The following is a 12,586-nucleotide window of genomic DNA, read 5'->3' as shown; positions in this document are numbered from 1 at the left end:
ATGCTTTGATTTGGCCCCACCCCAGCATGTGTGGTCGTGCTCGCCGCGCGTTGGTAACAGTCGCGGCCCAGCGGGGTCGGGCGGTGTTGTGTTGCGAGCCTTTCTCCGGCCACAGGAGTGGCCGGGCCTCTCAGGTTCCAGTGTGGTCAGAACGGCGGATCGCCAGGGCCGTAGTCGGGTTCGGTTGGTCCGAATCGGCGACGCAGTCGCTGAAGGTCCTCAATAGCCGAATCGATCAGATCGGCGGCATGCTCGCGGCCACTGGGCTGAACAGACTCGATGGTGACACTGATCCCGTCCAGGAGATCCTGGGCGTCATTGAGGCGTTGGCTGATGTAGGCGACCCAGTCCTCGGTGGCATCGATGGCATTTCCGCTGGCTGGTTCCTGATCCTCGGTGGTGATCATGGTTGATCTCCTTCCTGCAAAGTGGCCTCTTCGCTCCTGGCCCGGGTGGTGCGCAGCCGGTAAGAGCTGGTGCCGGTGTTGATGATGTGGGCGTTAAACGTCAACCGATCGACAACGGCCGCGGCCAGCCGCGGGTCGGTGAATGTCTGCCCCCACTCGCTGAACGAGGCGTTCGAGGCTGTCGCAATCGAGGCTCGTTCCTCACGTTCGGTGATGATCTGGAAGAGTAACTCAGCTCCACGAGAATCGAGGCTGACATACCCCAACTCATCCAGGCACAGCAGGTCCAGGCGAGCATAGCGGCCCACTACCCGGGAGAGCTGCTTGGCATCGGCGGCCTCGGTGAGCTCGTTGACCAGGGCCGCCGTCGTGACGTAGCGGACTCTGCGGCCCTGCTCGGCCGCGGCGGTCCCCAGACCGATCAGCAGATGCGTCTTCCCTGTCCCGGAATCACCGAGTAGCACCAACGGCTCACCGGCATCGATCCACGCTCCGGTGGCCAGAGTCGCCAACCGGGCCGGCGGCAAATCCTCGATGGCGGCGGTATCGAAGTCGGACAGGTGCTTGGTGCGAGGAAACTTCGCTTCCTTGATCCGCCGGATCCGACGGCGGGCATCACGATCATCACACTCCGCGGCCAACACCTCAGCCAGGTAGGCCTTGTGCGAGAGCCGTTCTCGGGCTGCTGCCTCGGCCATCGGTGAGGCCTGGTCACGGATCGTGGGCATGAACAGGGTCCGACAAGCCGTGGCGATCGCGGCCTCAGCCGCCTGATCACCCAGAGCAGTCACTGCCGGCGTCGATGCCGGGATGGTTTTCGCGTTCATGCTCCCACCACCGAGACCAGTTCGTCATAGGCGCCCAGGCCCGGCACCGGCCTCTCCCCGACTGGTCCGACGTGGGCCGGGACGACCACCGCCGGTGGCGCAGTCATCGCCTGACCGGCCCGGCGGGCCTCGACCGCGACCACATCAGCATCGAAGCATCCCAACCCGGTCGCGGTTGTCAATGCGGTGACAATGTCACCGTTGGGCAGGCTGCGGTGCAGTAGCAGCACACCGATGAGCGCCCGGGTCCCGGCCGTGTCGCCGAGTTGCCCACGCGCAGCATCCCAGAACCGTTGATGAGCGTTCGTGAACATCCCGGACTTCCGGGCAGCCGCCAGCGCGGTGGCCCCGGCGAATGCTCCGGGCTTGCGTATGAGGACTTCCAGGTAGTGATCGAGGACCAAATCTTCGGTGTACTTATGCAGCGACCGGGTATGGACAGCGACCACCCCCGACTCAGCGATCACGGTCACCGTCGTGGCCCCCAAACGCACCTGGAGGCGTCTGCCAGCCAACCGGGCCGGCACCGAGTAATAGGACTGACGTACGCACACTCTGGCTCTCGCATCGACCCGACACGACAGGGTCTGCGCGGCATCGAAGACCTCATCGGGCAAACCCCGCAGGCCAGGCAGCTCCCGGGCCGCCGCGGCCCCGACCGTCTCGACCCGGCCGGTGATCTTTCGGTCGTCATCACCAGCATCGGCAGCGACCATGAAAGCGTTGAGCTCGGCTAAGGAGGCGAACTCGGGCACCGGCACCAGATGACGGCGCCGGAACCGACCGACCTCCCCCTCGACGCCACCCTTCTCATGAGCACCCTTGATCCCGGGCTGGCAGAAGAAGCTATCGAACCCGTAATGCGACCTCAGGGCGACAAACCGGGGATTCTCCTCCCGTTCCCGACCCAGCAGCACCCGCACCACCGCCGGAGTCAGGTTGTCATACCGGATCATGCCCGTCGGGACTCCACCGAGCCGGTCGAAGGCCTTCACATGACCGTCGAGAAACGACTCCTGAGCCTGGTTGGCGTAAGCAATGTGCACGGCTTTACCCGAATGCGATAGGCGCAGAATGAACATCCACAGCTTCAACCACACCCCACCGATGAGGGCGTAGAACTCCCCGAAGTCGACCTCGGCTTCAGCCGCCGGGGCATGGGTTTGAGGAACCTTGACCTCCAACGACTGATCGAAAATGTCCCGGCGCAGCTTCGCGACCAGGGTTCGCACACTCGACTCCGCAACCTCGACTCCTTCCTCCTCGACGAGGCGCTGCCAGACCCGCCGGGCGGTATGACGCTGCTTCCGAGGGACCTCTTTGTCAGCAACTAACCAAGCCCGGACGGTGGCAACGTGCTCACCGAGGACTGGTGCTACCCTCTCCGGAGTCTTCCGCCGCGGTGGTACCGCATCCGCCAACGCCTGACGTACCGTCCTGCGGTGGACCTTGTACTTTTGGGCTAACTGTCGAATCGACATCTCATGGTCTCTGTGGTCTCGTCGGATATTCTCGAATTGCTCCACTCTCGACATCTCCTTCATATGCCCCACCTCTTCGTGAACGTCTTGGTCGACATCACGAACGGTACGGCTGGTAGGTCGGGGGTGGGGCCAAATCAGAGGATCATTTTTGCTCCAAGTGGGGCCATTTCAGACTGTCACACTCATCCTGGGGACAGTCGAATCGGGATCAGCGATCGGGACTCTGGTCGAGCGTGCCACGGGGTTTTCGATGTTGCTGCATCTGCCTGAGTCACACACAGCCAACGCAGTGGCCGAGGCGATGATCGCGAAGATGGCGCAGCTGCCGGCCGAGTTGAAGCGCTCACTGACCTGGGATCAGGGCAGTGAAATGTCTGAACATGTACGCATCGCTGAGGCCACGGGTTTTGATATCTACTTCTGTGACCCGCATGCGCCTTGGCAGCGGGGAACGAATGAGAACACCAACGGGCTGTATCGGCAGTACTTCCCGAAGAGCACTGACCTCAGCCAGTGGGGGTCGGGTTACCTCGATATGGTCGCTGCTGAGCTCAACGCCCGACCCCGGAAACGGCTGGGCTGGAAGACACCGGCCGAGGCCCTGGCTAAGCTATTGAACGAACACGACGATTCGACAGGTGTTGCAACGATAGCTTGAATCCGCCAGCTCAGAATCGACGCGGATCGACCGGACATTTCTGCATTCACCGGAGATTCCTGTTCACCGATCCGTGCCCACAGCAGCGAGGCCCAGTTACGAGTCCACAGTCACGAGGCTCAGAGTCGCGTCAGGCCGCCGGCGGCCATCGCGGAACCGGCCGGAGCATCCCCAGGTGTGTCCGAAAAATCCACAATCCACAGGGGCTGAGTTATACCCAAGCCGGGTGCGTCATTTGTGGATAACTTATTTTAGGTCTCTGACCAGGCTAAACACACGTGTGTAAGTTATCCACGTTGTGGATAGACCTTGTGGACAACTATTTTTCCACCGCAGAATGCACACAAGAGCCCTTTGATCTGCTATAGATCTCTGGCAGCTCAGTTCGCCGGCTCAGAGTCCCAGCCCGAACATCCGCCAGGCTCCGCCTGCCGCCATGAGGACCACGAGCGCGATCGCGGTCAGGAAGAAGACGGTGCTGCGGGTTCGCTCCGGCCCGAGCAGTCCCGCGCAGCCGAGGACGAAGCCCGTGAGCAGACCGCCGAGGTGGGACTGCCACGACACTCCTTCGACGAGGAAGCCGTAGCCGAAGTTCAACGCCACGAACACCACTGCACCGGCGATGTTGCGGTCGAGTCTGCGAGTGGGCACAAGAAGGACCCCGACGATCGCGAACACCGCTCCCGAGGCACCGATGTGGTTCGTCACCCAGTCGCGGCTGAAGGGTTCGGCCAAGACGAGCACCATCGCCGAACCGCCCATCGTGCCGATGAGGTAGAGGAGAAGGAACTTCACGCGTCCCAGTGCCCGTTCGACGAAGGACCCGAAGAAGAACAGTCCGATCATGTTCGCGAGCAGATGGAACGGGTTCGGCATCTCGTGGACGAGAGCCACCGTGAGCACTCGCCACGGCTGTTCGAGGGTCAGCACCGGCACAAAGCCCAGACGGTGGAGCAGGTCGAAGGCAGGGATCAGCTCGGCGAGAAAGGCCACCACGGTGACGATGAGAATCGTGCGGGTGACAACAGGCGGGGATACAGAGAGGGCCCGGCCGGTTTCCCGGGCCGAGCCCTCATCAGGTGTGTCCATCACACCATGATACTCAGTGGTCCGTCAGCGTGGTCCAGCAGCGGCTGAAGGACCTGGAGACTGCGTGTGGACCTGCAGACCGTGTCAGGGTCTGCACTCACTTCTGCGTGATGTCGACCTTTTCGATGATGACCGGCTCGACCGGCTTGTCCATCGCAGCGGTGCGCACGCCGTCGATCTCGTCGACGACCTTCTGGCTGGCTTCGTCGGCGACCTCACCGAAGATGGTGTGCTTGCCGTTGAGCCACGGAGTCTCGGCAGTGGTGATGAAGAACTGCGAACCGTTGGTGCCGCGTCCCATCTGCTTGCCGGCATTCGCCATGGCCAGCAGGTACTTGCGATCGAACTGGAGTTCCGGGTGGATCTCGTCGTCGAAGGTGTAGCCGGGTCCGCCGGTGCCGGTGCCCAGCGGGCAGCCGCCCTGGATCATGAAATTCGAGATGATGCGGTGGAAGCCGAGTCCGTCGTAGAAGGGACGCTTCGTCGGCTCTCCGGTCGAGGGGTCCGTGAATTCGCGCTCACCCTGGGCCAGCTCGACGAAGTTGGCCACGGTCTTCGGGGCATGGTTGCCGAAGAGGTTGATGGTGATGTCACCGTGGTTGGTGTGCAGGACAGCTGTGTGCGTTGAGACTGTAGTCATACCTTCATTCTTCCACGCCGCGGCGGCGAATGCAGTTTCGCACCAGCTCCATTGCCCAACCTGTCAGGCGATCTGCAGACAATTTGATGACATCCGCTGTCCACAGGTTTGCGCCTAGGCCGTAGACTGGTCAGTGATCAACTTGACCACCGACATCGAAGGATTGGGAATGTTTATGTCGAAGAAGCCCACTCGAGATCAGCTCAGTTCGAAGCTCGATTCCGCGAAGCAGACGTCACTCCGAGTCCTGGCAGATGCCAGCGAGAACGCTGCTCCGAAGCTCCGTGAGGCCGCTGACAAGGCTCGCCCGCAGGTCGAAGCCCTGGCCGGCAAGGCAGAGGAGTTCGCAGAGAAGGCTCGCCCGCAGGTCGAGGCTCTGGCCGACAAGGCCAATGATCGGGTCCACGACTGGGCCGACAAGCTCGAGTCCTACCGCCCCGAGGCCACCGAACGCGCCGGCAAGTTCGCGTCGAACGCCGCGTCTTCGCTGTCCGCTGTCGAGACCCCGAAGCTCATCGACGACTTGGCCGTCCGCCTCACCGGCGACAAGAAGGCCATGAAGAAGGCCCGCAAGGCTCTCGCCAACGCCGGGAAGCGCATCGAGAAGGACACCGCACGCAAGTCCGGAGGCGGAAAGGCCGCACTCGTGTGGACCCTCGTCATCGGTTCGGCCGCCGGAATCGGCTACTACGTGTGGAAGAAGGCTCAGCCGGTCGAAGATCCGTGGTCGACCCCGCTGCCGAACAACCGTCCTGCCGACGCCCGCCCTGTCGGATCGACCCCGGCCTCGCGCCAGGGCGCTGCCACCGAGGTCTCGCAGACCGCGGTGCCCTCGACCAAGGCAGAAGCCACGGACGAGGTCCCTGCTCCGAAGCCGGCCGTCAAGCCCGCCGAGGCACAGGCAGGCGAGGACACGAACGCCAAGCACTGAGACCTGCACCGCTGACATCGTCCCGCGAGTGCAGCGAACAGAACAGTGAATCACCGAGGCGGCCCACCGGAAAGGTGGGCCGCCTCGGTGTTTTCATTCGTCTGAGTCGAGGACTTCGCGTCCGCTCGGTCCGCCGCGGGGGAACCGTCCGGCCCGACGGGCCGCCAGCAGCCCGGTGATCGTGAACGCCAGGGTCGCGGCGAGGATGAGCAGCACCGGTGCCGTCCACCCGCCGGTCACAGTGTTCAGCCACCCTGCGAAGGGCGGCGCCAAAGTCGCGGCAAGGTAGCCGCCGCCCTGCACTCTGGCCGAGCCCGAGGCCGTCTGGGCATCGCTGCCGGCGGTGCGGGCGATGATCGAGAAGATCGCGGTGAAGCCGCCTCCCTGCGCGATGCCGCCGGTGATCGCCCACAGACCGTAGGCGCCCGGTGCCAGCAGCAGACCCACCGGCAGGGACAGCCAGAGTACGGCGACGATCGCCACCGGCATCCACGGCCGTGACCTCGCCGCCAGCAGCGGCACACCGAAAGCACCGAGGATCGCTGCGATCTGGAACAGTGAGGCAGTGCCGCCGGCCGCAGCCGGGGCCAGCCCGATCTTGTCGGCGAGGTAGCTCGGCAGCCAGGTCGTCGTCGTGTAGTACGCGATGGACTGGCCGGAGAAGGTGATGACGAGCAGGGCGATGATGCCGCGATAGGCGGCGGGCGCCTGACTCCACTTCTGCTTGCCTGCGGGGGCGACCACCTCGGCGCTGGATTCGTCTTCGGCTTCTCCGGCGGCGATGGCTTCCTGGGCAGCCCGCACCGCATCGCCGTCACGGCGGATCCGGACCCGGATGAGAACCATCCAGAAGCCGAGGCCGATGAGCGCGAGCACCGCCCATGCGGCCAGTGCCCACCGCCAGCCGAAGGTCGCGGCCAGGGGGCCGGTGCCGATGAGGGTGGCCATCGAGCCGACGTTCATCATCGCCGAGTACAGGCCGGTGACCAGCGATACCTGCTCCCAGGGCACCTCTCGGCGGATGAGCACGGGCACGACGATATTGCCCAAGGTGATCGCCAGTCCGATGACGGCCGTGCCCGTGAGGACGAGCCAGGGCGGACCGACCGAGCGCAGCACGGTGCCGGCCAGCACCCCGGTCAGGCAGGCGATGACGGTGGTTTCGGCGCCGAGACCGGTGATGAACTTTCCGGCCAGGGGTGTGGCGAGCGCGAACAGGAGCACCGGCAGGCCGGTGAGCAGACCGAGGCCGGCCGCGCTGAAGCCTGTGCCGTCCTGAATGGCCGGCAGGATCGCGGTCGGCGCGATGATCGGGGTGCGCAGGTTGAGCGCAAGGATGATGATGCCCAGGACGATCCAGGGCAGCATCGATTTGGCGGTTCGGGGAGCGGAGCTCACATGCGCTCGGGGACGCGGATGCCGAGCACTCCGAGACCGGCTTCGAGGACCTCGAGCACGATCAGCGACAGGCGCAGGCGGGAGTCCCGCAGCTCCTCTGTCTCGGCGATGAGCACCGGGCACTGCTCGTAGAACGAGGTGAAGTCCTGGGCCAGGTCGAACAGGTAGGTGCACAGGCGGTGCGGTGCGGAACCTGCGGCCACCTCGGTGAGGACATCGGCGAAGCCGAGGATCGACAGCGCCAGCTCACGTTCGGCCGGCTGTTCGAGGCTGATCGCAGCCTTGCCGACGCGGACCGGGTCGATGCCTTCGGCTTCGGCCTTGCGGCCGATCGAGCGGATGCGGGCGCCGGCGTACTGCAGGTACGGGGCGGTGTTGCCGATGGGGGCGAGCATCCGATCGAGGTCGAAGGTGTACGAGGTGTCGTGGGCGACGGAGAGGTCGGCGTACTTCACCGCACCGATGCCGACGATGCGCGCGACCTCTTCGGCCTCCTCGGCGCTGAAGTCGACGTTCGATTCGGCCAGGGTCGTCTTCGCCCGGGTCACGGCCTCTTCGAGGAGTTCGGCCAGGCGCAGCGGGGCGCCGGAGCGGGTGCGCAGGATCTTCCCGTCGGAGCCGAGCACATTGCCGATCTTCACGTGTTCGGTGCTGAAGGACTCCGGCAGCCAGCCTGCCTCGCGGGCGACGGTGAACACCATCTCGAAGTGCTGGGCCTGCGGGGTGCCGACGACGTAGAGGGCACGGTTCACGCCGAGGTTGATCGCGCGGTTGCGCACGGCCGCGAGGTCGGTCGTGGCGTAGCCGTAGCCGCCGTCGGACTTGCGGATGATGAGCGGCAGGGGTTCGCCCTCCCGACCGGTGAAGCCGGCGGGGAAGACGCACAGGGCGCCATCGGAGATCGTCGCCAGCCCCTTGGCTTCGAGTTCGTCGCAGACGTCGGCGAGGACGTCGTTGTAGGTGGACTCACCGGCCAGATCCTCGTCGGTGAGGGTGACGTCGAGGAGGGAGTAGATCCGGTTGAAGTACTCGCGGGAGTAGCCGACGAGCCGCGTCCACAGTTCCAGCGTCTCCGCGTCGCCGCCCTGAAGCTTGACGACGCGGGAGCGGGAGCGGGTGGCGAATGCCTCGTCAGCATCGAACTTCGCCCGAGCGGCCTGGTAGAAGGCGTTCGGGTTCTCTGCCACCTCGGCGGCGGCTGCGGATTCGACGCCGACATCGAGGAGGTGTTCGATGAGCATGCCGAACGGAGTGCCCCAGTCGCCGATGTGGTTCTGGCGGATGACAGTGTTGCCGAGGAATTCGTGTGTCCGGGCCAGGGCGTCGCCGACGACGGTGGTGCGCAGGTGGCCGACGTGCATCTCCTTGGCCACGTTCGGGGCCGAGTAGTCGATGGCGACCGTCTGCGGGTCGTCGTTGGACGGGGCCTCGGCGACCCCGCCGACGGCCAGTGTGGAGGCGAGGAATGCGGGCGTGAACGTGAGGTTGATGAACCCGGGGCCGGAGATCTCCGGGGTCTCGCAGATGCCGTCGAGGTCGAGGTTCTCCACGATCTGTGCGGCGATGTCGCGCGGCTTGGACTTCAGCTCCTTGGCCAGCGGCAGGGCCACATTCGCCTGGAAGTCCGCGAACTGGCTGCTTCGGATCACGGGATCGCGCCTGGCGAAGTCCTCACCGAAGGCGTGGGTGAGGGCGGCGGCGAAACGGTCCGTGAGCACAGAAGTCAGAGATGGCATACGGCCATTCTATTGCCGCGTGCAAGTTGCCTGGGCATCGGTTCAGGGCCCGCACCGCTGGGCATCGGGCCTTGTAATGTGGGTCACGTGACTTATCTTCGCTGCCCTCATGTCCAAGCCGATCTCATCACCTTCACCGCAGACGACGATGTCTGGCTCGTGGGGTCCGCCGGCGGTCGCGCCTGGCGGCTGACCTCGGATCGAGTGCCAGTGCGGTCTCCGCGGATCTCCCCGGACGGAGCGCATGTCGCGTTCGTGTCCTTCCGGACGGGCCAGCCCGAGCTCATGGTCGCCGAGGTGGCCACCGGTGCCCTGCGCCGGCTCACCTGGTTGGGTTCGACGACCATGACGATGCTCGGGTGGTCTGACGCCACCCATGTCCTCATCGGTGCCAATGCCGGGGAGTTCGAGGTCCGCAACCATGTCGTGAAGTCCATCGGCCTCGACGGGGCAGTCGAGCGTCTGCAGTTCGGTCGCGCCTCCGGGCTGGCCCGTCATCATTCGGGGACGACGGCTCTGTCGACGCCGTTCTCTCGTCCGCCCGCGCACTGGAAGCGCTACCGGGGCGGAACCGCACCAAGGCTGTGGCTCGATCGGGTCGACGGCACGAACTCAGCCGGCATCCCCGATGGTTCGAACGCCCGGTGGCAGCGGCTGCTGCGCGAGGACGAGGCCCCTCTGACCGACCCGCTGTGGGTCGGTGATTCGCTCGTCTTCACCTCGGATCGGGCCGCGACGTTCCCTCACCATGCCCAGGAACAGGCGAACCTGTGGATCATCGATGGCCTGGCCACGGCCGCCTCGGCGAACGAACCCCGCCAGCTCACTCATCAGGGTGAGGCCGAGGGGTATGTCCGCGATGCCACCACCGACGGCACTCGCATCGTATGGCACAGCCGTGGGGAGATCAGGATCCTCGACAGTCTCGATGCGGACGTGCGCACACTCTCGGTGACGCTGCCGGGCACGCAGGTGCAGCCGCTGAGCCTCGACCCGAAGACCGGGATCAACAGCATCAGCCCTGACAGTCAGGGCAATGCCTCGGTGCTCGAGTGGCGCGGGAAGACGTTCTGGTTGGCTCATCGGGAGGGACCGGCCAGGGCGCTGTGCGCGGATTCGTCGGTCCGCACCCGCGAACCGGTGATCCTCGGCTCGACCGGTCAGGCCGCGTACGTCACCGATTCCGAAGGGGAGGACGCGATCGAGGTCGCGTCTCTGACCGGGGACAAGCCGCCTCGGCGAATCGGGGCCGGAGCACTGGGCCGGGTCCTGCACCTGCGGGCGGATCCTGCGGGGAAGACCCTGGCGACGATCTCCCACGACGGGTCGATCCGGCTCATCGAGGTCGGCAACGGGCGCACCCGGCTGGTCGGTCATTCCGGGCACGGTGAGGCGCGCACCCCGCGGTTCTCCTCCGACGGGAAGTACCTCGTGTGGTCGCAGCCGACGCAGGGTGAGGAGCTGCTCGCGCAGCTGATGATCGTCGAGGTGAAGTCCGACCAGAAGGCGCGGCCGCTGACGACGGGGAAGTTCAACGACTTCTCACCGACGTTCACCCGCGACGGGAAGTTCGTCGCCTTCCTCTCCGACCGCACCTTCGACCCCGCGTACAACCAGCACTCCTTCGACCTGTCCTTCAACGGCGTCACCCGCCCCTGGCTGCTGCCGCTGAGCGCCGAGGAGCCCGCCCCGTTCGGCCCGAGCGCAACCGGATGGGCGATCGCCGAGGTCGCCGAGGATGCGAAAACCGAACGCGCCAAGGCGGACAAGCCCGTGGCTACCGCCGAGGTCGACCTCGACGGGGCCGAGGAGCGGATCCTGCCGTTCCCCGTCGCCTCCGGAGTCTTCCGTGACCTCGAGTCCGCCGATGGGGGTCTGCTGTGGATGCGCACCGGCGATGCCGAGGGCGGCGAACTCGGCTCCAAACGCGCCGGCGATGCCGGTGACAAACCCGCCGAGGTGGTCCAATTCTTCGACTTCGCCAAGCGCAAGGTCACCACCGTCGTGGACAAGGCCAGCGATTATGAGGTCTCCGGTGACGGGAAGCTCATCGTCGTCCGCTCCGAGGACGACATCAGCGTGGTCCCGGCGAACCGGAAGGTCGAGGCCGATGACGATGAGTTCGTCTCCGTCGACGTGACCCGGCTGCGGTTCGAACTCGACCGGAGAGCCGAATGGCTGCAGATGTTCGAAGAGAACGCCCGGATCATGCGCGACCACTACTGGCGCGAGGACATGAACGGGGTCGATTGGGAATCCGTGACCCTGCGCTGGCGGGCCGTGGCCGCGAAGGCGCTGACGCATGACGACCTCGTCGACATCCTGTGGGAGACCGTCGGCGAGCTCAACACCTCGCACGCCTATGTCTCCCCGCCGAACGGTCTGGGTGATGAGTCGAAGAAGCTCGGCTTCCTCGGCGCTGATCTGGAACGGACCGCGGAGGGATGGACGATCTCTCGGATCCTGCCTGGTGAGAGCAGCGAACCGGATGCAAGGTCGCCGCTGCGGCAGGCCGGAGTCGGTGCTGCCGTCGGTGATGTCATCGTTGCCGTGAACGGTCAGCCCGTCGACGAGGCGGCCGGCCCTGCCGCGCATCTGCAGGGTGCCGCGGACTCGATCGTCGAACTCACCCTGCGCCGGTCCCGCCGCAAGGACCGCACGGTGGCCGTCATCCCCTTGGCCGGCGAGGAGGTTCTGCGCTATCAGGACTGGGTGCGCTCCCGTCGGGAGTACGTGGCCGAGAAGTCGTCCGGCCGCGTCGGCTACGTCCACATTCCCGATATGACCTCCTACGGCTGGGCGCAGCTGCACCGCGATATCCGGCAGGCGATGGGCTGCGAGGGCGTCATCGCCGATGTCCGCTTCAACCGGGGCGGGCACACGAGCGCGCTGGTGGCCGAGCGCTTCGCCGACAAGGTCGTGGCCTGGAATCAGGCCCGCAGCTATGACGTTATGGGTCGTGACCCCGAGGACGCACCGCGCGGGCCGGTGGTGTTCGTGGCCAATGAGTTCTCCGGCTCCGACGGCGACATCATCAACGCCCGTGTGCAGGCCAGGGGCATCGGCCCGGTCATCGGCGTGCGCACCTGGGGCGGAGTCGTCGGCATCGACGGGCGCTACGACCTCGTCGACGGCACCGGAGTGACCCAGCCGCGGTACTCCTTCTGGATCGAGGGCAAAGGCTGGAGCGTGGAGAACTACGGCGTCGAACCCGATATCGAGGTCGAGCACGATCCCGGGCAGCTCTTCGCCGCCGACGATCCGCAGCTCGATCGCGCCATCGCCGAGGTGTTCGCCGGGCTGAAGGACCATCCCGCCGCCCAGCCACCGGAGTTCCCACCCCCGCGCGTGCAGCCGTCACCGAAGCCCGGGGCCCCTGAGGCCCCGACCGAGGGCTGACCCCCGGGCGAACGGAC

Annotated in this window: 9 protein-coding genes and 1 pseudogene; 3 read left to right on the top strand and 7 right to left on the bottom strand. The window is 65.7% G+C overall.

Annotation, left to right across the window (positions count from 1 at the left end; genetic code table 11):
- Positions 1 to 146 precede the first annotated feature (146 nt).
- Genes L1F31_RS00215 through istA form a run of 3 tightly spaced genes read right to left on the bottom strand, consistent with a single transcriptional unit; the run spans position 147 to position 2,769 of the window.
- Positions 147 to 407 carry a hypothetical protein gene (locus L1F31_RS00215; protein ID WP_265417433.1) on the bottom strand — a complete coding sequence of 87 codons (261 nt, stop codon included), beginning with the start codon at positions 405 to 407 and terminating at the stop codon, positions 147 to 149.
- A complete protein-coding gene (gene istB / locus L1F31_RS00210; RefSeq protein ID WP_265417432.1) occupies positions 404 to 1,234 on the bottom strand; it encodes an IS21-like element helper ATPase IstB in 831 nt (276 codons plus the stop codon). The genes L1F31_RS00215 and istB overlap by 4 nt, the downstream gene beginning before the upstream one ends.
- Complete coding sequence (gene istA / locus L1F31_RS00205; protein ID WP_265420372.1) at positions 1,231 to 2,769, bottom strand: IS21 family transposase; 1,539 nt, start codon at positions 2,767 to 2,769, stop codon at positions 1,231 to 1,233. Before istA ends, istB begins: the two co-directional genes overlap by 4 nt.
- Positions 2,770 to 2,899: 130 nt before the next feature.
- Between istA and L1F31_RS00200 the strand changes: the two are divergent.
- Positions 2,900 to 3,376, top strand: a pseudogene (locus L1F31_RS00200) (IS30 family transposase); the annotation flags it as partial.
- 393 nt (positions 3,377 to 3,769) lie between these two features.
- Here L1F31_RS00200 and L1F31_RS00195 read toward each other — a convergent pair.
- Together L1F31_RS00195 and L1F31_RS00190 are read right to left on the bottom strand one after the other, a co-directional pair.
- Positions 3,770 to 4,465, bottom strand: a complete 696-nt coding sequence (locus tag L1F31_RS00195) for a rhomboid family intramembrane serine protease (protein ID WP_265418733.1) — start codon at positions 4,463 to 4,465, stop codon at positions 3,770 to 3,772.
- A 97-nt stretch (positions 4,466 to 4,562) separates the two neighbouring features.
- Positions 4,563 to 5,105, bottom strand: a complete 543-nt coding sequence (locus L1F31_RS00190) for a peptidylprolyl isomerase (protein ID WP_265418732.1) — start codon at positions 5,103 to 5,105, stop codon at positions 4,563 to 4,565.
- A 133-nt stretch (positions 5,106 to 5,238) separates the two neighbouring features.
- On the opposite strand from L1F31_RS00190, the gene L1F31_RS00185 reads away from it, so the two are divergent.
- Entirely contained in the window at positions 5,239 to 6,036 is a 798-nt protein-coding gene (locus L1F31_RS00185) for a hypothetical protein (protein WP_265418731.1), read from the top strand.
- Between the two features lie 93 nt (positions 6,037 to 6,129).
- Here L1F31_RS00185 and L1F31_RS00180 read toward each other — a convergent pair whose 3' ends face one another.
- Together L1F31_RS00180 and argS are read right to left on the bottom strand one after the other, a co-directional pair.
- A complete protein-coding gene (locus L1F31_RS00180) occupies positions 6,130 to 7,434 on the bottom strand; it encodes an MFS transporter (protein WP_346732474.1) in 1,305 nt (434 codons plus the stop codon).
- On the bottom strand, positions 7,431 to 9,170 hold the full coding sequence (argS, locus tag L1F31_RS00175; RefSeq protein WP_265418730.1) for an arginine--tRNA ligase: 1,740 nt from the start codon (positions 9,168 to 9,170) through the stop codon (positions 7,431 to 7,433). Before argS ends, L1F31_RS00180 begins: the two co-directional genes overlap by 4 nt.
- A gap of 87 nt (positions 9,171 to 9,257) precedes the next feature.
- Between argS and L1F31_RS00170 the strand changes: the two genes are divergently transcribed.
- A complete protein-coding gene (locus tag L1F31_RS00170; RefSeq protein WP_265418729.1) occupies positions 9,258 to 12,569 on the top strand; it encodes a S41 family peptidase in 3,312 nt (1,103 codons plus the stop codon).
- Positions 12,570 to 12,586 lie beyond the last annotated feature (17 nt).

The organism is Brevibacterium spongiae (assembly GCF_026168515.1).
GTDB classification, from domain to species: Bacteria; Actinomycetota; Actinomycetes; order Actinomycetales; family Brevibacteriaceae; genus Brevibacterium; species Brevibacterium spongiae.
The sequence above is the reverse complement of the archived record's forward strand: the minus strand, read 5'-3'. Positions and strand labels throughout refer to the sequence as shown.

Coding starts and splice junctions, on each gene's coding strand:
- L1F31_RS00215 (WP_265417433.1), bottom strand. CDS start 407: ATGATCACCACCGAGGATCAGGAACCAGCCAGCGGAAATGCCATCGAT.
- istB (WP_265417432.1), bottom strand. CDS start 1,234: ATGAACGCGAAAACCATCCCGGCATCGACGCCGGCAGTGACTGCTCTG.
- istA (WP_265420372.1), bottom strand. CDS start 2,769: ATGTCGAGAGTGGAGCAATTCGAGAATATCCGACGAGACCACAGAGAC.
- L1F31_RS00195 (WP_265418733.1), bottom strand. CDS start 4,465: ATGGACACACCTGATGAGGGCTCGGCCCGGGAAACCGGCCGGGCCCTC.
- L1F31_RS00190 (WP_265418732.1), bottom strand. CDS start 5,105: ATGACTACAGTCTCAACGCACACAGCTGTCCTGCACACCAACCACGGT.
- argS (WP_265418730.1), bottom strand. CDS start 9,170: ATGCCATCTCTGACTTCTGTGCTCACGGACCGTTTCGCCGCCGCCCTC.